Origin of the sequence: Streptomyces sp. H27-H5, assembly GCF_026627505.1 — a bacterium.
Lineage (GTDB): Bacteria > Actinomycetota > Actinomycetes > Streptomycetales > Streptomycetaceae > Streptomyces.
Map to the genome: position 1 here is coordinate 1 of NZ_JAPNLK010000108.1, position 23,523 is coordinate 23,523.

A 23,523-nucleotide genomic window follows, 5' to 3' on the forward strand; every position below is an offset into this window, starting at 1 on the left:
CGGATCCGCTCCTACATCTCCACCGTCCGCAAACACGGCATCAACCCCCTCACCGCCCTACGCGACCTCTTCGCCGGACGGCCATGGATGCTGCCCACAACCAGCGGAAACCCCTAAACAGTTACCCGCTGTTCGATCGCGCTGGACTCCGCCGGGTCCAGCGCGATCTTTTTTGTGCCCGGAGGGCGGCGAAAGCGCGGTGCTCCCGGGAGCCCTGCGGGGGTGGGTGCCATTGCACATATAAAATCGAGCGGGCGTATGACTGCGATAAATGTGCGAGTCTCAAAAACTCATGTGGTGACACCCGTCACAGCTGATCACTCTTGTATACCCGGCAATGCACCCCGTAAGGGGACGGGAGCGACAGGGCGCGTCATGCGGACGGGGGATTTCGTCCGACGCCGGCCGTCGGCCGCCCACTCGGACGCGAGAGCGCGGCGGGACGTGGCAAGGGGGGCCGACGCGATGAGACGGGAACGTGACCGGTGGGGGTCGAGGGGCCGGACGGGACGGCTGCGGCCCCCGGAAAGGCCTCCAGGGCCCCTCTGCGCGCCTCTCGGGCCGCGGATGTGATCCACGAGCCTCCGACCCACCCCGGGCCCCTCAGGCGCTCGACGGGCGAACCGCCCCGACGCGGCACCCGGATGTCCCGCTCCTCGCCGAAGGGACCGGCACATGGATCCGGTGGCGAACGCCGAATGGATCCCTCAACGCGTCAGGGCCCGTATCCCCTGAGGGATACGGGCCCTGACGTTTCTGCGAACCTGACGGGACTTGAACCCGCGACCTCCACCTTGACAGGGTGGCGAGCTAACCAACTGCTCCACAGGTCCTTGATTTGTAGCCGCTGGGCGGTTACGAATCAGACTGTACAACAGCTCAGGGGGTGCAGTCGAACCCGATCAGGGGGCGGCCGCATCCACCGCCTTCACGATGCGCTTGTCGGAGATCGGATACGCCGTCCCGAGCGCGTGCGCGAAGTAGCTGACGCGCAGTTCCTCGATCATCCACCGGATCTCGGTGACCGCCTCGGGAACGGGCCGACCCTTCGGCAGCTGCTCCAGCAGCCACAGGTACTCGTCCCGCATCTCGTGGACCTTCTCCATGCGCGTGGTGTCGCGCTGGACGCCCGTCGGCATCTGTTGGAGCCGTCGGTCGATCGCCACCAGGTAGCGCATCAGGTCCGGCAGCCGCTTCAGCCCGGTCAGCGTCACGAAGCCGGCCGGCATCAGCGCCGCCAGCTGCGTCCTTGCGTCCTGGACGTTCGCCATCAAGGCCAGGCTGTTGGTGGCCTTCAGGCGCCGTTCACAGGCCTGCCAGGCGGCCAGCACCTGCTGCACCTGGTCCACCGTCCGCACGGTCGTGTCCACCAGGTCCGCTCGCACCGCGTCGAAGAGCTTGCGGAAGCCGGCCTCGTCCCAGGCCGGGCCGCCGTGGGCGGCGATCAGCCGGTCGGTGGCCGCCGTCGCGCAGTCGTCGAACAGCGCCTGGATGGAACCGTGAGGATTCCGCGAGAGGGCGAGCTTCTGCTGGTTGGTGAGCTTGTCGGAGGCGAACTTCGCCGGATTCACCGGGATGTTGAGCAGGATCAGCCGCCGGGTGCCGAGCCACATCGCCTGCCGCTGTTCGGCCTCCGTGTCGAAGAGCCGTACGGACACGCTGGCACCCGCGTCCACCAGCGCCGGGTACGCCTTCACCGGCTGACCCGCCCGCCGGGTCTCGAAGACCTTGCTCAGCGTCCCGATGGTCCAGTCGGTCAGCCCGGAACGCTCGACGGACTCCCCGCCCGCCCGCTCGGCGGTCGCCGCGGCGGCCTTGGACAGGGCCTGGCGGGCCTTCGGCTTGAGCCTCAGCCGCAGGGCCTCCAGGTCCTTGTCCTCCGCGAGGTTCTTGCGGCGCTCGTCGACGATCCGGAAGGTGATCTTCAGATGGTCCGGGATGCGGCTCAGGTCGAAGTCGTCGGCGGTCACCGGCACTCCGACCATCCGGTGCAGCTCCCGGGCCAGCGTCACGTGCAGGGGCTCCTGCATCGGGTGGGCCGTGGCCAGGAAGCGCGTCGCGAAGTTCGGCGCGGGCACGTAGTGCCGGCGGATCGGCTTCGGGAGGGAACGGATCAGCTCCGTGACGACCTCCTCCCGCAGGCCCGGGATCTGCCAGTCGAAGCCCTCCTCGGTGACCTGGTTCAGGACCTGGAGCGGGATGTGGACGGTCACGCCGTCCGCGTCCGCGCCGGGCTCGAACTGGTAGGTCACCCGGAACTTCAGCGGCCCCTGGAGCCAGGAGTCCGGATAGTCGGCCTTGGTGACCCCGGCCGCCTTCTCCGTCAGGAGCATCTCGCGCTCGAAGTCGAGCAGTTCGGGCTCGTCCCGCTTCTTGTGCTTCCACCAGGAGTCGAAGTGCGCCCCGGAGACCACGTGCTCGGGGATCCGCTGGTCGTAGAAGTCGAAGAGGGTCTCGTCGTCCACCACGATGTCGCGGCGCCGCGCCCGGTTCTCCAGCTCCTCCACCTCGGTGAGGAGCTTGCGGTTGTCGGCGTAGAACTTGTGGTGCGTGCGCCAGTCACCCTCGACCAGGGCGTTGCGAATGAACAGCTCGCGCGAGACCTCGGCGTCGATCCGGCCGTAGTTGATCTTCCGCTGGGCGACGATCGGCACGCCGTACAGCGTGACCTTCTCGTACGCCATCACGGCCGCCTGGTCCTTCTCCCAGTGCGGCTCGCTGTAGGTGCGCTTGATCAGGTGCTGCGCCAGCGGCTCCACCCACTCGGGCTCCACCTTGGCGTTCACCCGCGCCCACAACCGCGAGGTCTCCACCAGTTCCGCCGACATCAGGAACTTGGGCTGCTTCTTGAAGAGCGAGGACCCGGGGAAGATCGCGAACTTGGCCGACCGCGCGCCGAGGTACTCGTTCTTGTCGGTGTCCTTCAGGCCGATGTGCGACAGCAGACCCGCCAGCAGCGAGATGTGCACGTGCTGCTCGGGGGCGTCCGCCTCGTTGACGTGGATCCCCATCGACTTCGCCACCGTGCGCAGCTGCGAGTAGATGTCCTGCCACTCGCGGATCCGCAGGAAGTTCAGGTACTCCTGCTTGCACATCCGGCGGAACGAGGACGAGCCGCGCTCCTTCTGCTGCTCACGCACGTAGCGCCACATGTTCAGGAACGAGAGGAAGTCACTGGTCTCGTCCTTGAAGCGGGCGTGGTTCTGGTCCGCCTGCGTCTGCTTGTCCGAGGGCCGCTCGCGCGGGTCCTGGATGGACAGCGCCGCCGCGATGACCATGACCTCGCGGACGCAGTTGTTCTTGTCCGCCTCCACCACCATGCGCGCCAGCCGCGGGTCCACCGGGAGCTGGGACAGCTGTCGGCCCATGGGGGTGAGCCGCTTGGTGTGGTCCTTCTCGGCCGGGTCGAGGGCGCCGAGTTCCTGGAGGAGCTGGACACCGTCGCGGATGTTGCGGTGGTCCGGCGGGTCGATGAAGGGGAACTTCTCGATCTCGCCGAGACCGGCGGCGGTCATCTGGAGGATGACCGAGGCCAGGTTGGTGCGCAGGATCTCCGCGTCCGTGAACTCGGGGCGGGAGAGGAAGTCGTCCTCGGAGTACAACCGGATGCAGATGCCGTCGCTCGTACGGCCGCAGCGGCCCTTGCGCTGGTTGGCGCTGGCCTGCGAGATCCGTTCGATGGGCAGCCGCTGGACCTTGGTGCGGTGGCTGTAGCGGGAGATCCGGGCGTTGCCCGGGTCGATCACGTACTTGATGCCCGGGACGGTCAGCGAGGTCTCGGCGACGTTCGTCGCGAGGACGATCCGGCGGCCCGTGTGCTGCTGGAAGACCCGGTGCTGCTCGGCGTGCGAGAGACGGGCGTAGAGCGGCAGCACTTCCGTGAACCGCAGGTTGCGCTTGTTCAGGGCGTCCGCCGTGTCGCGGATCTCCCGTTCGCCGGAGAGGAAGACCAGGACGTCGCCCGGCCCCTCGGACTGCAGCTCGTCCACGGCCTCGCAGATCGCCGTGATCTGGTCCCGGTCGGAGTCGTCGCCCTCCTCCTCCAGGAGCGGGCGGTAGCGGACCTCCACCGGATACGTGCGTCCGCTGACCTCGACGATCGGCGCGTCCCCGAAATGCCGCGAGAACCGCTCCGGGTCGATGGTCGCCGAGGTGATGACGACCTTGAGGTCGGGGCGCTTGGGCAGCAGCGTGGCCAGGTACCCGAGCAGGAAGTCGATGTTCAGCGACCGCTCGTGGGCCTCGTCGATGATGATCGTGTCGTAGGCGCGCAGCTCGCGGTCCGTCTGGATCTCCGCGAGCAGGATGCCGTCCGTCATCAGCTTGACGAAGGTCGCGTCCTGATCCACCTGGTCGGTGAAGCGGACCTTCCAACCGACCGTCTGCCCGATCTCGGACTTCAGCTCCTCCGCGATCCGCTCCGCGACCGTGCGCGCGGCGATCCGGCGGGGCTGGGTGTGCCCGATCATGCCCCGGACCCCGCGACCCAGTTCCATGCAGATCTTGGGGATCTGCGTGGTCTTGCCGGAACCGGTCTCGCCGGCGACGATCACGACCTGGTGGTCGCGTATCGCCTCGGCGATCTCGTCCTTCTTCTGGCTGACGGGAAGGTTTTCGGGATACGTGATCTCCGGCTTGCGCGAGGCACGGCCGGCCAGACGCGCGGCGGCCTTCTCGGCCTCCGCGGCGATCTCGTCGAGCACGGCCTGCTTGGCCTCGGGCTTGCGGATACGGCGGGCGCCCTCGAGGCGGCGGCCGAGGCGGTGCGCGTCGCGGAGGGAGATCTCACCGAGAAGCGTCTGCAGGGCGGCGAAGGAAGTAGACATACCTGGTCGAGGATCTCACCCGGGAGTGCAGGGTGGCGAACGCATTTGTGCCCCCTCCCCGTACCATTTCGGGACGAGATCACCTGAACCCGCCTGCCGTACGAGTGAGAGGCCCGCCATGTTCCGCGCCCGGGGAGTGTGGTGCCTGCTGGGCGCCCTCCTGGCGGTGCTGTTCGCCGGGCTCCCGCCGACGGCGGCCGTGGGCGGCCCCCCGAAGGCCGCCGGCGTGACGACGACCTTCGCGCGGGCCACCGCTCTCGTACCGGCCGCTCCAGTGCCGGCCGCCTCTTCGCGCCCCGCCACGACACCGCGGCCCGCCGCCTCGGTGGGCTCCGGGCAGGGCCCGTCCTGCGCTCCCGGCGGCGGGGACCACGGCAGGATCCCGGCCGTGCCGCCCCGCTGCGGCGACCCGCAGCACGCCGCCCCGGCCGCCCGGGTCGCGGCGGAGCAGCCGGCCGCCTGGCGGACGACACCCGTACGGGTCCTCGTCCGCGGGCCCGACCGATCGACGCCGGGCCCCGTGGAGCTGTCCGTGTTGCGGGTCTAGGAGGACCGGTCGTCCCGCCGGTCCGTCCTTCCACCCGACTCGCAGCTCCGGAGCATCCGCATGTCCCCTTCCCCCTCCTCCTCCCGTAAGCCCTCCCGCAAGCCCTCCCCGCACAGGCACCTGCTGATCGCGGCCGGCGTCGCGATCGCCGCCGTCACCCTCGGCCTGGTCTCCTGGCAGGCCACCGCCCCCGAGGAGCGGAGCGGCGCGGGCGACGCGGCCTCCGCCTCCGCCCGGCCCGCGCCGCAGGCCAACCCCGAGCTGCTGAAGCTCGCCCGCCGCGACGCCGGCGACAAGCTCGCCGTCGGCCGCGCCGACGCGCCCGTCGTACTGATCGAGTACTCCGACTTCAAGTGCGGCTACTGCGGCAAGTTCGCCCGGGACACCGAACCCGAACTGGTGAAGAAGTACGTGGAGGCCGGCACCCTGCGCATCGAGTGGCGCAACTTCCCGATCTTCGGCGCGGAGTCCGAGGCCGCCGCCAAGGCCGCCTGGGCGGCGGGCCGACAGGACCGCTTCGAGCGGTTCCACTCGGTGGCCTACGCCGACGGAGCCAAGGAGAAGGGCTTCGGCGAGGCCCGACTGATCGAGTTGGCCCGCGAGGCCGGGGTGCCCGACCTGGAGCGCTTCAAGCGGGACATGGCCGGCGAGGAGGCCGCCGCGGCGGTGCGCGCCGACCAGGAGGAGGGCTACCGCATCGGCGTCACCTCCACCCCGTCGTTCCTGGTCAACGGGCAGCCCCTCGCCGGCGCGCAGCCCGTCCACGCCTTCGAGGCCGCCATCGCCCGCGCCGCGGCGGCGGCCCGGAAGTGACCGACATCGGATACCTGGCCGCCCTGCTGGGCGGCCTCCTCGCGCTGCTCAGCCCGTGCAGCGCCCTGCTGCTGCCCGCCTTCTTCGCGTACTCGATCGACTCCACGTCACGGCTGCTGGCCCGCACCGGGATCTTCTACGCGGGCCTGGCGAGCACCCTCGTACCGCTGGGCGCGGCCGGCTCGTACGCGGGCCGCTTCTTCCACGGCAACCGCGAGACCCTCGTCCTCGTCGGCGGCTGGCTGATCATCGCGCTCGGGATCGCGCAGATCCTCGGCCTGGGCTTCGCCTCCCGGCGGATCGCGGAGCTTTCCGGACGGATCCGGCCGACCACCGCGCTGTCGGTGTACGCGCTCGGCGCGGTCTACGGCCTGGCCGGATTCTGCGCCGGCCCGATCCTCGGCAGCGTGCTGACCGTGGCCGCCGTCAGCGGCAGTCCGGTCTACGGCGGCCTGCTGCTGGCCGTCTACGCCTTCGGGATGGCCGCGCCCCTGTTCCTGCTGGCCCTGCTGTGGGACCGCTTCGAGCTGGGCCGCAAGCGCTGGCTGCGCGGCCGGACCATCCGGGTGGGCCGGCTGGGGCTGCACACCACCTCGGTGCTGTCGGGGCTGTTCTTCATCACCCTGGGCGCGCTGTTCCTGATCTACGACGGGGCGAGCGCGCTGCCCGGACTGCTGGACGTGGACGACTCGTTCGCGGTGGAGCAGCGGGTCCGCTCGATCGCCGACGCGGTACCGGACTGGGCGCTGCTCGGCCTGGGCGCCGCCGCCGCGGGGGCGATCGCCCTGACGCAGTGGCGCCGCACGGTGCGGAGCGCGAAGGACGAGGCGCACGTGAAGGACGTGGCGGAGGTGACGGAGGAGTGACGCAAGAAGGCCCCGTCCGAGGACGGGGCCTTCTTTCTTGTGGCTGGGGCCGGGGTCGAACCGGCGACCTATCGCTTTTCAGGCGATCGCTCGTACCAACTGAGCTACCCAGCCACGAAACTCTTACGAGCTTCAGCGAACCTGACGGGACTTGAACCCGCGACCTCCACCTTGACAGGGTGGCGAGCTAACCAACTGCTCCACAGGTCCTTGCAATGTGCGAGACAAGTCTCGCACACGGTTTTGCGTACCCCCAACGGGATTCGAACCCGTGCTACCGCCTTGAAAGGGCGGCGTCCTGGGCCACTAGACGATGAGGGCTAAAGGCCCGCCGGGCACTTTGCAGCGCGTCGGGGACGTGAGAAGCATATGGGATCCGGGGAGCTATCGCCAAAACGGTTTCCCCCGGAGCGACAATGACGGGGTGCTGGAGATGACGCGCGAGGAGTTCGAAGAGCTCGTCGCAGAGGCCTTGGACCGGATTCCGCCGGAGCTCACGCGGCTGATGGACAACGTGGCGGTCTTCGTCGAGGACGAACCGCCCGCAGACGATCCGGAGCTCCTCGGGCTCTACGAGGGGACCCCGCTCACCGACCGCGGCGAGTGGTACGCCGGGGTGCTGCCCGACCGGATCACGATCTACCGCAACCCCACGTTGCGGATGTGCGAGGACCGGGAGAGCGTGGTCGCGGAGACGGAGGTCACCGTGGTCCACGAGATCGCCCACCACTTCGGGATCGACGACGAGCGACTGCACGCCCTCGGCTACGGGTGAGCCGGTGACCGGCACCGACGAGGACGCCGCGTCGATCGACCCCGACGCCGATCCACCCGGGAGCACCGAACCGCAGGGACGGGTCCTCGCGGCCGTCGCGGTCGGCGGGGCGATCGGCGCCTCGGCGCGCTACGGCGCGGCCCTGCTGTGGCCGGCGGCCCCCGGGACCTTTCCCTGGGACACCTTCTGGGTCAACGTCGTGGGCTGCGCGCTGATCGGCGTGCTCATGGCCGCGATCGCCGAGGACGGCCGCACCTCGCCGCACCCGCTCCTGCGGCCCTTCCTGGGCGTCGGTGTGCTCGGCGGCTTCACCACCTTCTCCACCTACGCCCTGGAGTTCTCCGGGCTGCTCGACGAGGGCCTCGTGGGGACCGCGCTGACGTACGCCGGGCTGACGGTGGTGGCCGCGCTGGGCGCGGTCTGGGCCGGTGCGGCGATGACCCGGGCGGCGCTGCGGGAACGGGGGCGGGCGTGAACTGGCTGCTGGTGGTGGCCGGCGCCGTGGTCGGGGCGCCGCTGCGGTACCTCACCGACCGGGCCGTGCGCGGCCGCCACGACTCGCTCTTCCCCTGGGGCACGTTCGTCGTGAACGCCGCCGCCTGCCTGGTGTTGGGGGCGCTGGCCGGGGCGACGCTGGCCGGGGCGGCCTCCTCGCGGCTCGGCCTGCTGCTCGGCACCGGACTGTGCGGGGCGCTCAGCACGTACTCGACGTTCTTGTACGAGACCCTGCGACTGGTCGAGCGCGGCGACCGGTTCCTCGCCGCGGCGAACGTCTTGGCGTCGGTGCTGGTGGGGCTGGGCGCCGTACACCTGGGCGCGCAGGTGGCCGGCCGGCTCTTCGACTGAGGGCGTGTCTCTTACGGGGTACGGGGAGTTGGGCACATTGACCCGCTCATGCGGAACGCTCCGCTGCTCCCCGTCCCGGAGGTGCCACCCGTGCGCCAGTTGTCCGCTTCCCTCCGATTGGCCGTCACCGCGCTCGCGGTGACGGCATCGGCAGGCTGCATGAGCGTCGGCGAGAACGCCGCGAAACCCGGCCCGTCCGCCTCGGTCGGCGCCAAGGACGCCGCCGCCTCGGCCGGCGGCACCGTCTCCGGGCGGGGTTCCGGCGTCCACGGCAACGGCCACGGCGCCAAGGACGGTACGGGAACCACCCCCGACGGCAAGGCCGTCGAGCCGGGCAAGGCCTCCGGCGCGACCGGGGCCTCACCCAGCCCGGGAGCGCCCGTCAAACCGGGCGCTCCCTCGCCGTCGGCCGGGCCGGGCGGCGGGGCGGGTGGCCAGGGGCCGCAGCAGCCGACGGGCGGGGGCTCGGCGGCCGGTGGCGCCGCCGGTTCGGGCGGCTCGGGTTCCGCCGGTACGGGATCGGGGTCGGGATCGGGTTCCGGCGGCGGCGCGGCCGCCGGTGGATCCGGAGGGTCGAATCCCACTCCGCCTGTGGTGGAACCCACTCCCGAACCGCCTGTGACACAGCCCACCCCGGAGCCCACGCCGCCCCAGCCGGAGCCCAGTCCTCCGGTCGTCGGGTAGTCGTATCGGGGAGGTTGGTCGGCGGTTGTCCGGCTCTGCCCTCCGGGGATCGTCGCAGGTCAGGTGCCTCTTGGGGGCAGTGACTTGCCAGACCCCCAGGAGGGTGCGTATGGTTATAGATCGTTTGATCCCATTGCCCGGCGCCGAATCCGAAGAGCGCCGTGTGGCGCGTACTCCCTAGCCGTGGCTGACCGCATTGAGGCGGTCGATTTGCGATTCACGGAGTTTGGGCGCGTGCCGAGACTCCGGAAGGTTTCGCATTTCGCATGTCCATTTCCAGTTCTGACCGCACCGTCATGCCCGAGAACGGCTCGAACGAGATCGTCACCGCCGAGACCCTCGCGGTCACCGAGGCCATCGAGGCCGCTGAGGCGAACGAGATCATCGAGGCTCTTGAGGCCGACGTGACCGACCAGTCCATCGACGTGGCCGACGAGGCCGACGCCGAACCCACCATCACCTTCAGCGACCTCGGTCTGCCGGACGGCATCGTGCGCAAGCTCGCCCAGAACGGCGTCACGAGCCCCTTCCCGATCCAGGCCGCGACCATCCCGGACGCCCTGGCCGGCAAGGACATCCTCGGCCGAGGCCGCACCGGCTCCGGCAAGACCCTCTCCTTCGGTCTGCCGACCCTGGCCTCCCTGGCCGGCGGTCACACCGAGAAGAAGAAGCCCCGCGCGATCATCCTCACGCCGACCCGTGAGCTCGCGATGCAGGTCGCGGACGCCCTCCAGCCCTACGGCGACGTGCTTGGCCTCAAGATGAAGGTCGTCTGCGGCGGTACCTCCATGAGCAACCAGATCTTCGCTCTGGAGCGCGGTGTCGACGTCCTCGTCGCCACCCCGGGCCGTCTGCGCGACATCATCAACCGCGGTGCCTGCTCCCTGGCGAACGTCCAGGTCGCGGTCCTCGACGAGGCCGACCAGATGGCCGACCTGGGCTTCCTGCCCGAGGTCACCGAGCTGCTCGACCAGATCCCCGGCGGCGGCCAGCGCATGCTCTTCTCCGCCACCATGGAGAACGAGATCGGCACTCTGGTCAAGCGCTACCTGACGAACCCCGTCACGCACGAGGTCGACAGCGCGCAGGGCAACGTCACGACCATGACCCACCACGTCCTCGTCGTGAAGCCGAAGGACAAGGCGCCCGTCACGGCCGCGATCGCCGCCCGCAAGGGCCGCACGATCATCTTCGTCCGCACCCAGCTGGGCGCCGACCGCATCGCCGAGCAGCTCATCGAGTCCGGCGTGAAGGCCGACGCGCTGCACGGCGGCATGACGCAGGGCGCCCGTACCCGCGTCCTCGCCGACTTCAAGGACGGCTACGTCAACGCGCTCGTCGCGACCGACGTCGCCGCCCGCGGCATCCACGTCGACGGCATCGACCTGGTCCTGAACGTGGACCCGGCCGGCGACCACAAGGACTACCTGCACCGCTCGGGCCGTACCGCCCGCGCCGGCAAGTCCGGTGTCGTCGTGTCGCTGGCGCTCCCGCACCAGCGTCGCCAGATCTTCCGCCTGATGGAGGACGCGGGCGTCGACGCCTCGCGCCACATCGTCCAGGGCGTCGGCGCCTTCGACCCCGAGGTCGCCGAGATCACCGGCGCGCGTTCGCTGACGCAGGTCCAGGCCGACTCCGCGAACAACGCCGCCAAGCAGGCCGAGCGTGAGGTCGCCGACCTCACCAAGCAGTTGGAGCGCCTGACCCGCCGCGCCGGCGAGCTGCGCGAGGAGGCCGACCGCCTCGTCGCCCGCTCCGCCCGCGAGCGTGGCGAGGACCCGGACGCCGCTGTCGCCGAGGTGGTCGAGGCCGCCGAGGCCGAGGTCGCGGCCGCCGTGGCCGAGCCCGTCGTCCAGGAGCGCACCTTCGAGCGTCGTGACGACCGCGGCAACTTCGAGCGTCGTGACAACCGTCGTGACAACCGTCGCGACGACCGCGGTGACCGCGGTGGCGACCGTGGCGGCTTCCGCTCCGGTGGCGACCGTCCGTCCGGTGGTTCCCGTTCCGGTGGCGACCGCCGTGACGACAACCGTGGTGGCGGCTTCCGTTCCGGTGGCGACCGTCCCTCCGGTGGTTTCCGTTCCGGTGGCGACCGCCGCGATGACAACCGTGGTGGCGGCTTCCGTCGCGACGACCGTCCCTCGGGCGGCTTCAACCGTGATGACCGCGGTGGCGACCGTGGCGGCTTCCGCTCCGGTGGCGACCGTCCGTCCGGTGGTTTCCGTTCCGGTGGCGACCGCCGTGACGACAACCGTGGTGGCGGCTTCCGTTCCGGTGGCGACCGTCCCTCGGGCGGCTTCAACCGTGACGACCGCGGTGGCGACCGTGGCGGCTTCCGCCGTGACGACCGTCCCTCGGGCGGCTTCAACCGTGATGACCGCGGTGGCGACCGTGGCGGCTTCCGCTCCGGTGGCGACCGTCCGTCCGGTGGTTTCCGTTCCGGTGGCGACCGTCCGTCCGGTGGCTTCCGCTCCGGCGGCGCCGGCGACCGCCCCTACGGCCGTCGTGACGACAACCGTCCCTCCGGCTCCGGTTCGACCGGTTCGACCGGCTCGACCGGTTCCTTCGGCGGCCGTCGTGACGACAAGCCGCGCTGGAAGCGCAACGGCTGACGTTTGAGCGTCATCTGACACGGGCTCGGCCCCCACGGCACTCCGGTGCGGTGGGGGCCGTTCCCGTTCCCGGTCCCGTTCTTGTGCAGGCCCCTCGACGGCCGCGCGCGTCACGCTGCGGGCCCGGGGCGGCCGTTCGGTACCGGAGCGTCGCAACGCGCCAACTGCGCCCGGCAGCACCCGGAAACGACGGAGCGCCCCGCCTGGCCGAAACCAGACGGGGCGCTCTGTGCCAGGTCGGAGGCGTGACCCCCGACCGCGAGCTGTAGGCCATGTCGGACTCGAACCGACAACCAACGGATTAAAAGTCCGCTGCTCTGCCAATTGAGCTAATGGCCCTCGGCGTGCTCACCCCAGAGCATAGCCGCAGAGGGGCGCGAGGCCGATCGGGTATCGACCGGAGCGGCCCGGCGGTTTCCCGCCACCGGTGGTCGGCGACCCTCGCTCGCGCGCGCACGCGGCGGATCCGCCCGCCTCCGAGCCCCGGTGAGGGCCCGTCCGACCGGCGCGGCGCGCGCTCCCCACCGGCGGGGCGGGCCCGCGCGAGGCCCTCCGAGGGCCGTCCCGGATCCGTTCTCAAGGCCTCTGACCTGCGGTGATGGCGATCCAGGGGATCCCCGGGGGGTTAATTGGCGGGGACCGTCCCCCACATGACGTAGAGTTGTGTTTACCGACGCGGGGTGGAGCAGCTCGGTAGCTCGCTGGGCTCATAACCCAGAGGTCGTAGGTTCAAATCCTGCCCCCGCTACTCAGTACGAAGGCCCGGTCCCCTCAGGGGGGCCGGGCCTTCGTCGTTGCCGTACTCCGGCCGCGCCTTCGTGCTCACCCGCCGTCCGTGTTTTCGTCACCCGTACGGCCCCGGCCCGGTCGCCCGCGGACCTTCCCGACGCCAGCCTTGAGGGGCGATGCGGCGGTGGCCCGCACCCGTGCGAGGGACCGGGCGGCAGGAGACAGCGTGGTGGGGCTGGGCCGGCAGGGCGAGGACGCGAGTGCGACCGGTGCCGGGGGCGGAGTGTCCCGGCTGGTGGTCCGGGTGCTGCCGGCGATCCTGATCGCCCTGGGGTTCGTCTTCGACCTGGTGACGCCGCCGAGTTTCACGGGATCCCCGTTCTTCTCCGCGGCCCCGCTGATCGCGGCGCCGCTGTTCTCGCTGCGCACGACGTTCCTGACGGGCCTGGCCGCCTCCCTCGCGGTCGTCGCCCTGCACCTCCACAACGGCACCAGTGGGCGGGCCGAGTCGGTGACCGAGCTGGCGACGGTGGTCACCGTCTCCGGGTTGGCGCTCCTGATCAACCGCGTCGTACGGCGCAGCGGCAAGGAGCTCGCCTCGGCGCGCGGGATCGCGGAGGCCGCGCAGCGGGCCGTGCTGCCGACGCCCGCCGATCGGATCGGGGGGTTGTACGTCGCCGCCTCGTACGAGGCGGCGCAGGCGGACGCCTTGATCGGCGGGGACCTGTACGCCGTCCAGGAGACCCCGTACGGGGTGCGGCTGGTGGTGGGTGACGTGCGCGGCAAGGGGCTGGGCGCGGTGGAGGCCGTCGCGGTGGTGTTGGGCGCCTTCCGGGAGGCGGCGGAGTACGAGCCGACGTTGGAGGCGCTCGCGCGGAGGCTGGAGCGCGCGTTGGCCCGGGAGGGGATGCGGCGCGACAGCCTGGACGCGGTGGAGGGGTTCACGACGTGTGTGCTCGGCGAGGTCCCGAGGGGTTCCGCGGTGCTGCGGCTCGTCAACCGGGGCCATCCCGAGCCGTTGCTGCTGTATCCCGACGGGGCGCTGGTGGTGCTCACGCCGGCGGTGCGCGCGCTGCCGCTGGGCATGGGCCTGGGCGCGCCCTCGCCCGACCGGGCAGAGGAATGGCCGTTCCCCCAGGGCGGCACGCTGCTGCTGTACACGGACGGGTTGACGGAGGCCCGGGACGCGGAGGGGAGGTTCTACGACCCGGCGGGCCGGCTGCGGGGGAGGGTCTTCCCCGGACCGGACGAACTGCTCGACGCGCTCAACAGCGATGTGCGCCGACACACGGGCGGCGGCGCGACCGACGACATGGCGCTGCTGGCGGTGGGCCGCCCGGCGCAGGGGCAGCCGGAGCGTCGTCGGACGGTTCCGGTGGTCAGCCGCGAGGATCCGACGTGAAGACCTCACGGTGACGGTCCGTGCCCGAAGTGGCGCGCTCCGTTAAGCACCTGACAAGTCGTCACTTCGCCACTGTGGCTGAAGTGATGGGGGTGTGCATCGATTTTTGCCCGAGTTGATCACTATCGGGCTCAATGTCCAGGCCAAGGCTGTTCAGACAGTGGCCGATTGGTGTTAACGATCAATCGCAACAGCTTGGAATCACTCCCCCGCGTCTATTACCGTTCGATAACGCAGCGCGGTCGTCCCAGCCGTCGCAAGAGACGGCGCCGCGCGCGTTCCCCTGCTTTGAGGAGTGTGCCCCCGTGGCCTCCAACTCGCCTGCCCAAAACGGCGTCGACATCCAGGAGTCGCCCACGGCGGGCGCCTGGGGCGAGTGGAACCCGACCGAGGACTCGGCCCGGCCGCTCCGCGGCAAGCACCGCGTCCTCAAGCCGCGCGGCGGACTGGCCCGCAGCTCGACCGTGCTCGGTGTCGGCGTCATCGCCGCCGTCGGCGCGGGCGGCATTGCCACCGCGCAGGACCGCCCCCAAGTGGCCATCACCATGCCCTCGTTCCCGGACCTGTTGGGCGACGACGACCACGCCTCCGGCGCCGCAGACGAGACCGTGCAGGCCGCGCGGACCGCGAGCATCCCGCAGCAGGTCGGCGGGGGAGAGCGGACCCAGGGCCAGGCCGACGCCGGCGAGGCGCTGCTGAACCGCATCCTCCAGCAGGCGGAGACCCGGGTGCACGACGACGACGCCCGACTCAGGGCGGACGCCGAGCGCGCCGCGCAGGAAACCGCCGCCCAGGAGGCCAAGGCCAAGCGGGAGGCGGCCGAGAAGGCGGCCGCCGAGAAGGCGGAGCAGGCCGAGAAGGCCGAGAAGGCCCGGGCCGCGGCCGAGAAGGCGGCCGCCGAAGCCGCCGAGGCGGCCAAGGCCGAGGCGGAACGCCCCGCGCAGGCCTCCGGCGACTTCGTCCTGCCGACCTCCGCCTACACGCTCACCTCGCACTACGGCGACTCCGGCTCCATGTGGTCCTCCGGCCACCACACCGGTCTCGACTTCGCGGCCCCGACCGGTACCCCGGTCAAGGCCGTGGGCAGCGGGAAGATCACTTCGGCCGGCTACTCCGGGGCGTACGGCTACCGGATCGTGCTCCAGCTCGATGACGGCACCGAGATCTGGTACTGCCACCTGTCCTCGATGTCGGTGACCTCCGGGTCCGTGGGCGCGGGCGACACCATCGGCCGCGTCGGCGCCACCGGCAACGTCACCGGAGCCCACCTCCACCTCGAAGTCCGCCAGGGCGGCTCCACGATGGACCCGCTCGCCTGGCTGAACTCCAAGGGCCTCAACGTCTGACCCGCCCTCCGGGCTCCCGACCCCCGCCCAAGGACCCCTTGGGGCTGCACGGGCCTCAGCGCCTGACGTCGGCCGCGGGCCGCCTCTCCTCCACGCGCCTCGGCGCCGGTACCGCGGTCAGCGTCGCCCGGCCCGAGGCCGGGACCGGGTCGAACCACGGCGGAAGCAGGTCCTCCATCACCGCCGCCCGCGCGAGGGCGGGCGCCGCCGTGGCCCGGCGCAACCACATCCTTCCGAGCAACTCCCGCTCCCGCCGCGCGAAGTCCGGCTCCCGGCCCGGGCCGCCCCGGCGGGCGCGGTGGCGCAGCAGGGCGAGCGCCGCGGCGTCCGACTGGTACCGGGCGACGGTCCGGCCGGCCGCGCGGCCACCGCTGCGCCGGGCCAGGGCGCGGGCCAGCGACCGGGCCGGCATCGACGCCAGGGCCGGTACCTCCGCCCGACCGAGCCAGCCGGCGGCGGCGTACACCGCGAGTTCGGCGGCGACGGCCCGCAGCAGTCGACGCCGGGTCCGCACGGCGAGCCACAGCAGCAGCCCGAACGCCGGGACCATCACGCAGCCGTAGACCACGTAGAACCCGTACTCCCCGAACTCGGACGAGCTGTTCCACAGCGCGTGCAGGGCCATCGCGCAGGCCAGCCCGAGCAGCGGCAGCCCGATCCGCGCCGACCGGCGCGAGCGCAGCAGCCCGGCGCCGAGACCGAGGCCGGTGAGCACCGTGAACAGCGGGTGCGCGAAGGGCGACAGGACGATCCGTACGAAGAAGGTCGCCGCCGTGAGGGAGTCGAGCACGCCGGTGCCGCTGGACAGGTCGTCGTCGAAGGCGTTGCCCAGGTACAGGATGTTCTCGGTGAAGGCGAAGCCCGTGGCGGTGAACCCGGCGAGCGCGAAGCCGTCGGCCGGCCCGGCGAGCCGGCGTCTTCGGAAGACGAGCACCAGCACCAGCGCGGCCGCCTTGGCGCTCTCCTCGACGACCGGGGCGATGGCCACCGAGCCGAGCTGATCGGCGTCGGTGGGGTCGGCGGTGGCCGCGGCGATCCACTGGGTGGCGAAGCTGTTGGCCAGTATGGCGATCAGCGCCGCGGTCCAGGCCCCCCAGCCGAAGCAGAACAGCGACTGCCGCCACGGGCCGGGCGCGGCCCGCCCCGACCACCGGAACGCCGCCATGAGCGGCGGTACCGGCAGCAGGGCGAGACCGAACCCCACGAAGAAACCGGGTGTGCCGGTCTGCTCCCGGACGAGTTCGAGGATCGCGACCCCGGGCACGGCGAGCAGCACGACGAGCACGCACGCACGGGCGCGGCCCGACGGACGTGCGAGCACATCCGCGAGCGCTCGATACACGTCATCACCCTAGCGAGCGGCTCTGACACACGGAGTGACGTTGTCAGTTCTCCGAGCGACGGAAGAGCAAGTCGTGTACGACGTGCCCCTTGTCCAGGCCCTGGCCCTCGAAGCGGGTGAGCGGTCGGAAGTCGGGGCGGGGCGCGTAGCCGCCGTCCGCACGGGTGTTCTCGAACCGCGGGTGCGCGGTGAGGACTTCGAGCATTTGCTCGGCGTACGGCTCCCAGTCGGTCGCGCAGTGCAGCACCGCGCCGGGCGCCAGGCGGGTGGCGGCCAGATCGAGGAACTCGGGCTGGATCAGGCGCCGCTTGTGGTGGCGGGCCTTGGGCCAGGGGTCCGGGAAGTACACGCGCAGCCCGGCGAGGGAGTCCGGCGGCAGCATCTCGCGAAGGAGGATGATCGCGTCGCCGTTGGCGACGCGGACGTTGGTCATGCCGCCCCGCTCAGCGAGCGCGAGCAGGTTGCCCTGGCCGGGGGTGTGCACGTCGGCGGCGAGGATCCCGGTGTCCGGGTCGGCGGCGGCCATCTGCGCGGTCGCCTCGCCCATCCCGAAGCCGATCTCCAGGACCACCGGCAGCCCGTCGAACATCGCCTCGAGGTCGAGGACCTCGTGCCCGTCGATGTCCAACCCCCAGGTGCCCCAGAGCCGTTTCAAGGCCTCGCCCTGCCCGGTGGTCACCCGGCTGCGGCGCGGCTGGAAGCTGCGGATCCGGCGCTCGTGGTGCGAGCCCGCCGGGTCGGGCGCGGGCCCGTCCGGGAAGCGGGGCTCGGTGCGCCACTTGGGAGGCGTGTACGTGGCGCCGCCCTCGGGGGCGCTCGGCGACTGGGGATTCATGGGCTCAGACACAATGCGCCGATTCTACGACCCAGCCCTCCCCGCCGCCCGTTCCCGGCCCGTCGGGCCGGTCAGGCCGTCGGCTCGGTCGGGCTCGCCAGGGCGCCGTGTCGGATCCCCGGCCGGCGCGGGTCGGCCGCCGGGGCGGGTCGGTCAGGCCGTGTGCAGGGTGGCCAGGGCGCGCCGGGCCACCTCGCGCCCGATCGGGAGCGACGCGGTCGCGGCCGGCGACGGGGCGTTGAGGACGTGGACCGTGCGCGGCGCCTCCCGGATCAGGAAGTCGTCCACGAGCGTCCCGTCGCGCAGGACGGCCTGCGCCCGCACCCCGGCCGAGGCCGGGACCAGGTCCGAGGCCTCCACCGCCGGCAGCAGCCGCCGCACGGCCTCGGTGAACGCCCGTCTCGACAGCGACCGCCGGATCTCGCCCGCGCCGTACCGCCAGTGCCGCGCGGCCATCCGCCACGACCCCGGCCAGGCGAGCTCGTCGGCGAGGTCCCGCGGCCGGACCACGCCCCACCCGTACCCCTCCCGCGCGAGCGCCGGCACCGCGTTCGGGCCGACGTGGACCCCACCGCCGATGCCCCGGGTCAGGTGCACCCCGAGGAAGGGGAACGCCGGGTCCGGCACCGGATAGACCAGCCCCCGGACCAGCGACGGCCGCGCCAGGTCGTAGTACTCGCCCCGGAACGGGACGATCCGCATCCCCGGGTCGTCGCCGGCCAGCCGCGCGATGCGGTCGCACTGCAGCCCGGCGCAGTTCACCAGCACCCGCGTCCGCACCACCGTGCCCGACGTGGTGCGCACCGCGACCCCGCCGGAACGTCGCGAGATCAGGTCGACCGCGCCGCCGTAGACGATCTCCGCCCCGGAGGACTCCGCCAGCTGCGCCGCGACCTGCCCGTAGTCCACGATCCCGGTCGTGCCGACATGGATCGCGGCCAGCCCGCGCACCTCCGGCTCGTACTCCGAGATCTGGGCCGGGCCCAGCTCCCGCACGGGGATGCCGTTCTCCCGGCCCCGCTGGACCAGCGCGTGCAGCCGCGGCAGCTCGGACCGCTCCGTGGCGACGATCAGCTTGCCCGTCACCTCGTGCGCGATCCCGTGCTCCGCGCAGAACTTGACCATCTCGGCGGCCCCGCCGACCGCGAAGCGCGCCTTCAGCGAGCCGGGCCGGTAGTAGATGCCGCTGTGGATCACACCGCTGTTGCGACCCGTCTGGTGTCGGGCCGGGCCGGGCTCCTTCTCCAGGACGACCACCCGGGTCCCCGGGGCCAGCCGCGCCAAGGCATGCGCGGTCGACAGGCCGACGATTCCGCCGCCGATCACCAGCACATCGCAGTCCACGCCGCCGCCCACGCTGACACCTCCCACCCCTGCATACTGCACCCCGCCACCGACAACGTGGCTACGCGGGGGCGACCAGCAGCGGCCGGGCCCGTTCGCGCAGCTCCACGACACGCGGTTCGTCCCCGTACGGTTCCAGCCGGTGCAGCAGGTCCCGTACGTACTCGTTCGTCCGCGCGGAAGAGATCCGTCCCGCGACCTCTACTGCCCGGGTACCGGCCGCGCACGCCGCGTCGAGGTTGCCCGACTCCAGCTCCGCGACCGCGCTCACCACCAGGCGCAGGCCGTGCGAGCGCACGTACTCCTCGGTCGGGCGGGACAGCGCCTGCTCGGTGAAGCGGCGGACCTGCCGGGGGAGTTTGAGGTCTCGGTAACATTCCGCCGCATCCGCCGCGAACCGGTCGTACGAGTAGAAACCCAGCCAGGTCGGATCCGCGTCGCCCTCCCGGGCCCGCTCCAGCCAGCCCTCGGACGCCCGCAGCGCCGCCCCGGCGGCCACCGGGTCGCCGGCCTTCGCGTGCGCCCGGGCCTCGACGAGGCGGAAGAAGCTCATGGTGCGGGCCGTCGCGAGGCCGCGGTTGCGCTCGACGGCGGCCTGGGCCAGGTCCACGCCCTCGTCCGGGAAGTCCCGGTAGGTGGCCTGGAGGGACATCGAGGCCAGCACGTACCCGCCGAGCGGCACGTCCGCGGCGGCCCGGGCGAGTCTCAGCGCCTGGATGTAGTAGCGCTGGGCCGCCTCCTGCTGACCGGTGTCGAAGGCCATCCACCCGGCCAGCCTGGTCAGTTCGGCGGTGGCACCGAACAGCGCCCGCCCCACCTCGTCGGTGTACGAGCCGAGCAGCAGCGGCGCCGCGTCCACCCGCAGGCACTCCGGGACCATCGAGGAACGCCAGTCACCGCCTCCGTACTTGGAGTCCCAGCGGCGCGCGTCCTCGGCGGCCTCGCGCAGCTTGGTGACGTCGCTGTGGCCCACGCGCTGCGGGACCGCCTCCGTCAGTGCCGAGGCCCCCTTCGTCGCACCGCCCGGTTCGCGCGGTGCGTGCGCGGTGCGCGGCGCGGACGCGACGCGCGGGGTCTCCGGGATCCGCGGGACCACATCGGACGGCGGAGCGGAGGCCTTGGACGGGACGGACGACGGGCCCCCGGAGGACGGCGCCTCCGTCGGGAGATCCCGCGCCTGCGACCCGCCCGGACCGGCCCCCGGCTCCCGCGCGACGGAACTGTCGGCGGGGGATATCAGCCAGCGCGAAGCGGGCGTCGCGTACGCGGACACGGCGAAGGAGCCGGCCAACGACTGCCAGATCCCGCCACCGCCCCGCCGGCCCGCGAGATCGAGCCGGTACAGATCCGTGGCCGACCGCACCGCCGCCCCCACGTCGCGGGGGAAGGCCAGACCGACCTCCGGCGCCGGGTCGGCGTCCGCCAGCCCGATCTCGTGCAGCGGCACCGGCCGCCCCAGCTTCGCCCCGATCGCGGCGGCGATCAGATGCGGGGCCGCGCCCTGCGGCACCATCCCCTTGGACACCCAACGGGCCACCGACGTCTTGTCGTACCGAAGCGTCAGGCCGCGCTGTGCGCCGAGGTCGTTCACCCGCCGGGCCAGCCCCGCGTTGCTGATGCCCGCGAGGGCGAGGACGGCGCCGAGCTTCTCATTGGGCTCGCGGAGCTCCCTGGACATGCGCCACCCCTCGTCACACGCGGAACGCAGACGCCGCCGGGGCATAGGCGCCCGGCATTTCGTAAACCCAGCGTAGTTCCCCGCCTCCCAAGCGTTAAGGCCTCCCCTTCCGTATGGCGGGATTGTTGTCCGTACGCACAGTCAGGGTGGGGCCCACACCCGGGGCGCACGTGTCAGCGCGTGCTCCGTCCGTGTGGCCGTGCGCCCGGCCGTGCGCTCTGGCTGCCCCCCGGGCCCGGCGATTCGATGTGCGGTGCGTGGGTCGGCCCGCCGTGTGGATCGGGTGGGCCGGGGGACGCCGCTGCCTCAATCCCCGCGGGTGGCGGAACGGTTCGGGGGGTGGATGCCGCCTCCCGGGCCGCGCCCCGGGAAGCCGGGCCGCGCGGGGAACCAGTACGGCCGAAGAATGGCCGAAACCGACCTATGGGACGCCGGGCACGGAACGCCAAATACCGCGTGACGGGGGCGTGTTCGTTTGCATGTGCGCCCCCCTTAACCCCTCTCGCACGCCTGTCTCGTGGCAGCATGGACCCCGAGCCACCCGGGGTCCGTACGGTCGCGCCCGCACGCCGACCACGCTGTACGTGCCCCGGTCATGTGCCCACAGGCTGGGGAGGCGGCGGCGTGCGCTGGTTGGTCGGGTGGAGCAGTATCGCCGCGAGCTTCGGCACGGCCGGACGCGTCTCCGGCCAGGGCGTTTCCGGTTCCGCGTACGGGTCCTCGCACCGACCCGGCGCCGACGGCCCCCCCTACGGAACCGCCTACGCGGACCCCCCGCAGGGCGGCATCGCCGACGCGGCCCACCCCGACGACCCCGCCGCCCAGGATGCCGAACGCACCGTCCAACCCGTCGGCGCCCAACTCCTGTGGGGCGACCCCGACCCCCTCTGGGCCGTCGGGGACTGGCGCCCCGACGAGATCCGCACCGTCACCGCCGACCCCGCCGACCCCTTCACCCGGCTCGCCGTCCTCGGCTGCTGCGGAGCCACCGACGCCGAACTGCGCCGCGCCCTGTACGCCGCCCGCGGCGGCGCCCTGCGCCACCTCACCCAGTGGTCCGGCAGCTACACCGCCGTCGTCCAGGCCGGCCGCCGCATCACCGTCCTCGGCGACCTCGCCGGCGCCCGCCCCGTCTTCTACACGCCCTGGGCGGGCGGCACCGCGTACGCCACCGCCGCGCTCCCGCTCGCCGACCTCATCGAGGCGCAGCTCGACATCGGCCACCTCGCCGCCCTCCTGGCCTGCCCCGACAGCCCCGAGGCACTGGGCGACGGCACACCGTACGTCGGCGTTCGACGCATCCCGCCCGGCCACACCCTGATCCTGCGCGAGGGCTCCCGCGAGATCACCGGCTACGAATCCGTGGCCTCCCTCGCCGTGGCCGCCCCTGAAGCCGACCCCGAGCGCGCCGTGGAGGGCGTGCGCGAAGCATTGGTCGACGCGGTGCGCGCCCGGCTCACGGCGCCCCGCCATGCCCCCGACACCCTGCTCCCCGACCCCGGCCCCGTGCCCGGAATGGGACCCGCCGACCGCCGCGCCGCCCGCGGCGCCCCCGCACCGGGCGTCGGCGCCGACCTCTCCGGCGGCAGCGCCTCCGCGACCCTCGCCCTCCTCGCCGCCGGCCTCCCCGGCTCCCCGGGCTCCGTCCTGCGGCAATCCGGCGAACGCCTCCTCGCCGTCACCTTCAACGACCTCGCCACCCCCCAGGGCCGCGAGGGCGAACTCGAACGCGCCCACGCCATCGCCGCCGACCCCCGCCTCCACCACGTCGTCGTCGCTGCCGCCGAGGAAGCCCTCCCGTACGCCGAACTCGACGGCCCGCTCACCGACGAACCCGGCCCCTCCCTCGTCTTCGCCGCCCGCGAACGCCGCAGACTCGCCGCCGGCTCCGCCGACCACTTCACCGGTCACGGAGCCCGCCAGGTCCTCGACGCCCACCCCGCCCGCCTCGCCGACCTCCTGATGGACCGCCGCAGACGCCACCTCTTGCGCCCCGTCGCCGCCCTCGCCCGCTCCGCCGCCGGCGAGTCCCTGTTCGTCCCGCTCACCGTCTACTCCGCCGCCCGCCGCCTCGCCCGCACCCCGTACCGCGCGGGCATGGAAGCCGCCGCCGCCCGACTGCGCGACGGAGCCCCCTCGGCCGGCGCGCTCACCCCCGTCGACGCCTCCCTCGCCGCCCTGACCTGGTCCCGCCCCGGCCCCGCCGCGGGCTGGCTCACCGGCGAAGCCCTCGCCGAGGTCGCGATCCGACTCACCGCCGCCGCGGGGCGCCCACCCCTGTCCCTGCGCCCCGGCGAGGCCCGCGCCCGCGCCGTCCTCGCCCGACACGCCGCCGACCACCGGGTCTTCGAGCAGGCCGTCGAGGTACGCAGCCAACGCCTGCACGCCCCGTTCCTCGACAACCAGGTCGTACGGGCCGCCCGCGCCCTCCCCGAGTCCCTGCGGGTCCAACCCGGCGCCCGCGCCACGATCCTGCGCAGCGTCCTGTCCTCCGCCGGAGTACGCGAACTCCCGCCCGGCTGGGGCGTCACCGCCCACGCCCCCAACGAGACCGCGACCCGACTCGGCCTGCGCGCCGCCCTGCCCGACCTGCTCGCCCTCTTCGCCACCCCGCTGCTGGCGGACGCGGGCCTGATCGAGGCCCGCGTCGTCCGCCAGGCCCTGCTCGACGCGGCCGACGGCCGGCCGGTCCCGCTGGACGGACTCGCCGAACTCGTCTCCATGGAACTGTGGCTCCACCGCCTCCTCGCCCGCCGCGGCACCTGCTGGACGGGCACCACCGCCCCCCGCCGCCGCGCCGTCCCCACAGGCATCCCCCACCGCCGCCCCGCCCTCTCCTGACCCCCCGGCCCCTCCCAGCTCTGCCGCTCCTCCGGCC

Annotated in this window: 16 protein-coding genes and 6 tRNA genes; 12 read left to right on the top strand and 10 right to left on the bottom strand. The window is 72.5% G+C overall.

Annotation, left to right across the window (positions count from 1 at the left end; genetic code table 11):
- Window positions 1–759: 759 nt before the first annotated feature.
- Together OTB19_RS35470 and hrpA are read right to left on the bottom strand one after the other, a co-directional pair.
- Window positions 760–833 (bottom strand) — tRNA-Asp (locus OTB19_RS35470).
- A gap of 69 nt (window positions 834–902) precedes the next feature.
- Window positions 903–4,826: an ATP-dependent RNA helicase HrpA gene (hrpA, locus tag OTB19_RS35475; RefSeq protein WP_267802858.1), complete on the bottom strand. Its 3,924-nt coding sequence runs from the start codon at window positions 4,824–4,826 to the stop codon at window positions 903–905.
- Between the two features lie 118 nt (window positions 4,827–4,944).
- Here hrpA and OTB19_RS35480 point away from each other — a divergent pair, with 118 nt between their 5' ends.
- From OTB19_RS35480 to OTB19_RS35490, 3 genes are read left to right on the top strand one after another with little or no spacing between them, the layout of a single operon-like run.
- On the top strand, window positions 4,945–5,373 hold the full coding sequence (locus tag OTB19_RS35480; protein WP_267802859.1) for a hypothetical protein: 429 nt from the start codon (window positions 4,945–4,947) through the stop codon (window positions 5,371–5,373).
- A gap of 60 nt (window positions 5,374–5,433) precedes the next feature.
- Window positions 5,434–6,186, top strand: coding sequence for a DsbA family protein (locus OTB19_RS35485; RefSeq protein WP_267802860.1), 753 nt, complete (start codon window positions 5,434–5,436; stop codon window positions 6,184–6,186).
- A complete protein-coding gene (locus OTB19_RS35490; RefSeq protein ID WP_267802861.1) occupies window positions 6,183–7,052 on the top strand; it encodes a cytochrome c biogenesis CcdA family protein in 870 nt (289 codons plus the stop codon). The genes OTB19_RS35485 and OTB19_RS35490 overlap by 4 nt, the downstream gene beginning before the upstream one ends.
- Window positions 7,053–7,092: 40 nt before the next feature.
- Here the strand turns inward: OTB19_RS35490 and OTB19_RS35495 are convergent.
- The 3 genes from OTB19_RS35495 to OTB19_RS35505 all read right to left on the bottom strand — a co-directional run bounded on the left by OTB19_RS35495 (window position 7,093) and on the right by OTB19_RS35505 (window position 7,373).
- Window positions 7,093–7,166: transfer RNA gene (locus tag OTB19_RS35495), tRNA-Phe, on the bottom strand.
- Window positions 7,167–7,188: 22 nt separating this feature from the next.
- Window positions 7,189–7,262, bottom strand: a tRNA-Asp gene (locus tag OTB19_RS35500).
- Window positions 7,263–7,300: 38 nt separating this feature from the next.
- A tRNA-Glu gene (locus OTB19_RS35505) sits at window positions 7,301–7,373 on the bottom strand.
- 103 nt (window positions 7,374–7,476) lie between these two features.
- Between OTB19_RS35505 and OTB19_RS35510 the strand changes: the two genes are divergently transcribed.
- From OTB19_RS35510 to OTB19_RS35530, 5 genes are all read left to right on the top strand, one after another.
- Window positions 7,477–7,827: a metallopeptidase family protein gene (locus OTB19_RS35510; protein ID WP_030012899.1), complete on the top strand. Its 351-nt coding sequence runs from the start codon at window positions 7,477–7,479 to the stop codon at window positions 7,825–7,827.
- Between the two features lie 4 nt (window positions 7,828–7,831).
- A complete protein-coding gene (locus OTB19_RS35515) occupies window positions 7,832–8,302 on the top strand; it encodes a fluoride efflux transporter FluC (protein WP_420716975.1) in 471 nt (156 codons plus the stop codon).
- On the top strand, window positions 8,299–8,673 hold the full coding sequence (locus OTB19_RS35520; RefSeq protein ID WP_267802862.1) for a fluoride efflux transporter FluC: 375 nt from the start codon (window positions 8,299–8,301) through the stop codon (window positions 8,671–8,673). Before OTB19_RS35515 ends, OTB19_RS35520 begins: the two co-directional genes overlap by 4 nt.
- 48 nt (window positions 8,674–8,721) lie before the next feature.
- The gene (locus OTB19_RS35525; RefSeq protein WP_267802863.1) at window positions 8,722–9,357 is read left to right on the top strand and encodes a hypothetical protein; all 636 of its coding nucleotides are present in this window, start codon (window positions 8,722–8,724) and stop codon (window positions 9,355–9,357) included.
- 266 nt (window positions 9,358–9,623) lie between these two features.
- A complete protein-coding gene (locus OTB19_RS35530; RefSeq protein ID WP_267802864.1) occupies window positions 9,624–11,969 on the top strand; it encodes a DEAD/DEAH box helicase in 2,346 nt (781 codons plus the stop codon).
- A 266-nt stretch (window positions 11,970–12,235) separates the two neighbouring features.
- Here OTB19_RS35530 and OTB19_RS35535 read toward each other — a convergent pair.
- Window positions 12,236–12,308 (bottom strand) — tRNA-Lys (locus OTB19_RS35535).
- A gap of 335 nt (window positions 12,309–12,643) precedes the next feature.
- Here OTB19_RS35535 and OTB19_RS35540 point away from each other — a divergent pair.
- From OTB19_RS35540 to OTB19_RS35550, 3 genes are all read left to right on the top strand, one after another.
- Window positions 12,644–12,717: transfer RNA gene (locus tag OTB19_RS35540), tRNA-Met, on the top strand.
- Between the two features lie 264 nt (window positions 12,718–12,981).
- Entirely contained in the window at window positions 12,982–14,100 is a 1,119-nt protein-coding gene (locus OTB19_RS35545) for a PP2C family protein-serine/threonine phosphatase (RefSeq protein ID WP_267802871.1), read from the top strand.
- A 305-nt stretch (window positions 14,101–14,405) separates the two neighbouring features.
- The gene (locus OTB19_RS35550; protein WP_420716976.1) at window positions 14,406–15,446 is read left to right on the top strand and encodes a M23 family metallopeptidase; all 1,041 of its coding nucleotides are present in this window, start codon (window positions 14,406–14,408) and stop codon (window positions 15,444–15,446) included.
- Window positions 15,447–15,501: 55 nt separating this feature from the next.
- Here OTB19_RS35550 and OTB19_RS35555 read toward each other — a convergent pair whose 3' ends face one another.
- From OTB19_RS35555 to OTB19_RS35570, 4 genes are all read right to left on the bottom strand, one after another.
- Entirely contained in the window at window positions 15,502–16,788 is a 1,287-nt protein-coding gene (locus OTB19_RS35555; RefSeq protein ID WP_267802865.1) for a PrsW family intramembrane metalloprotease, read from the bottom strand.
- 43 nt (window positions 16,789–16,831) lie between these two features.
- A complete protein-coding gene (gene trmB, locus OTB19_RS35560) occupies window positions 16,832–17,623 on the bottom strand; it encodes a tRNA (guanosine(46)-N7)-methyltransferase TrmB (RefSeq protein WP_420716978.1) in 792 nt (263 codons plus the stop codon).
- A 153-nt stretch (window positions 17,624–17,776) separates the two neighbouring features.
- Entirely contained in the window at window positions 17,777–19,009 is a 1,233-nt protein-coding gene (gene lhgO, locus OTB19_RS35565; protein WP_267802867.1) for an L-2-hydroxyglutarate oxidase, read from the bottom strand.
- A gap of 19 nt (window positions 19,010–19,028) precedes the next feature.
- Window positions 19,029–20,645 carry a sporulation protein gene (locus OTB19_RS35570; RefSeq protein WP_267802869.1) on the bottom strand — a complete coding sequence of 539 codons (1,617 nt, stop codon included), beginning with the start codon at window positions 20,643–20,645 and terminating at the stop codon, window positions 19,029–19,031.
- Between the two features lie 624 nt (window positions 20,646–21,269).
- On the opposite strand from OTB19_RS35570, the gene OTB19_RS35575 reads away from it, so the two are divergent.
- The gene (locus OTB19_RS35575; RefSeq protein WP_420716977.1) at window positions 21,270–23,486 is read left to right on the top strand and encodes an asparagine synthase-related protein; all 2,217 of its coding nucleotides are present in this window, start codon (window positions 21,270–21,272) and stop codon (window positions 23,484–23,486) included.
- Window positions 23,487–23,523 lie beyond the last annotated feature (37 nt).